This is a genomic window from uncultured Luteimonas sp., assembly GCF_947492465.1.
Classification (GTDB): Bacteria; Pseudomonadota; Gammaproteobacteria; order Xanthomonadales; family Xanthomonadaceae; genus Luteimonas.
On sequence record NZ_CANLNF010000028.1, the window covers coordinates 1 to 1,455 of the forward strand.

Genomic DNA, 1,455 nt, shown 5'->3' on the forward strand with positions numbered 1-1,455 from the left:
CCATTTCGCCGCCGGGGTCAATAGGCCCGTAGAGGCTCCTCCCGGTTCCGGGCCGCGAGTTAAATGCCTGACTGATCCATCGTCTCCGGTAGTGTTTCGATGCGAGGCGAATCCACCGCCTCCGTCACCCTTCTGGATCTAGCAGCTGTTGCCGCCCACGCCCTTGGCGCCCAACACTCACTCGGTTGTCCGTCGCATCGTCCACAGGCTTAAGCGCCTCAGATTCACGGTCTCGAAGACCACCCTTTGATGGCTCGAGCGACGGGCGATGGAAACAGGTGCACGGCCAGTCCTCTTCAGATTGTGTGGTTCTGCCAGACCCCTGTGCCAGGATGCTGGCCGTGCAGGTCAGGCAAAGGCGCGGTGCACCTCGAACCGGCCACCGTCGCGCATGAGATGGAATCCGGCGCGCGCAAGTTTGTGCGCGACGGCCTTGAGCGCCACCACCCGCGGCTTGCGCGCAGCGTTGCGCTGATACCAGGTCTTTACGGGCGGGGAGAACCGGATTGCGAAGTTGGCCGCTTCGATCCACGCCCAGGCCAAGTAGCGGTTTCCGCATTTTCGGTTGCCCGTGCCCTTGCGCTTGCCGTTGGAGACTTTGTCGGCCGGCACCAACCGGCAGTAGGAGGTGTACTGACCGACGTGATCGAAGCGCTCGACTTGGCCACTCTCAAGCGCGACCGTCAGGCCGAGGATGATCCCGACGCCTGGAATCGTCCGCAGCGCCGCGAGGTCCTTGCGCTGGCGAGTGTCCTTGGCGAGCCAGTCCTCGATCGCATGGATGCGTTGCTGCAGCGACAGCCAGCATTGCAGCAGGTTGGCCACGGCAAACAGCTCGTCGGGATCGGTGAAGGTTTCGGCCAGTTGCGGACGGGTGAGGTGCCGGAACGCATTGGCTGATAGCCGCTGTCCGGTTGCGCGTGCCCAGTATCCTTGCACTGACTGCAGCAAGCGGACCGATTGCTGGACGAGCAGCATGCGACGCCGGAGCAGGTCGCGCAGGCCGCGTTGGGCTTTCGGGTAGATGTAGGCGGTCGGCAGCAGGCCAAGCCGCATCAGGTTGGCCAGGTGCCGGGCATCGGAGTGATCATCGGCCTGCTTCAGGCCGGCATACTGCGGCACGGCCAACGTGTTGACCATTTGCGCTGGATAGCCTGCCTGGGACAGCCCGTCGAGCAACCAGTAGGCGTTGTACGTCGACTCGACCGCGACGCCGTGCAACTGTCCGCGGAAGGGTGCCAAGGCCGCGTCTATCAGTCCCAGATCATTGGGGACGCGCTGTCGGAGCTGGACCGTCCCCGCCTCATCCAGAACCGCCAGGACTGTGTTGTTGGAATGCAAGTCGCAAGCCGCATACAGTGGCATGGTCGTCTCCTCGTCGCATGGCGTCCGTTCGGTGTGTGGAAACGCGAACGTACCGCCATCGCCGGGGAGGCGGCGATATGAGTTTTCAGA

General features: G+C 63.6%; 1 protein-coding gene. It reads right to left on the minus strand.

Annotated elements, in window-relative coordinates; all coding sequences use genetic code 11:
* Window positions 1-348: 348 nt before the first annotated feature.
* Window positions 349-1,455, minus strand: a 1,107-nt coding sequence (locus tag Q0863_RS18420) for an IS110 family transposase (RefSeq protein WP_298581757.1), incomplete at its 5' end; no start/stop codon positions are given.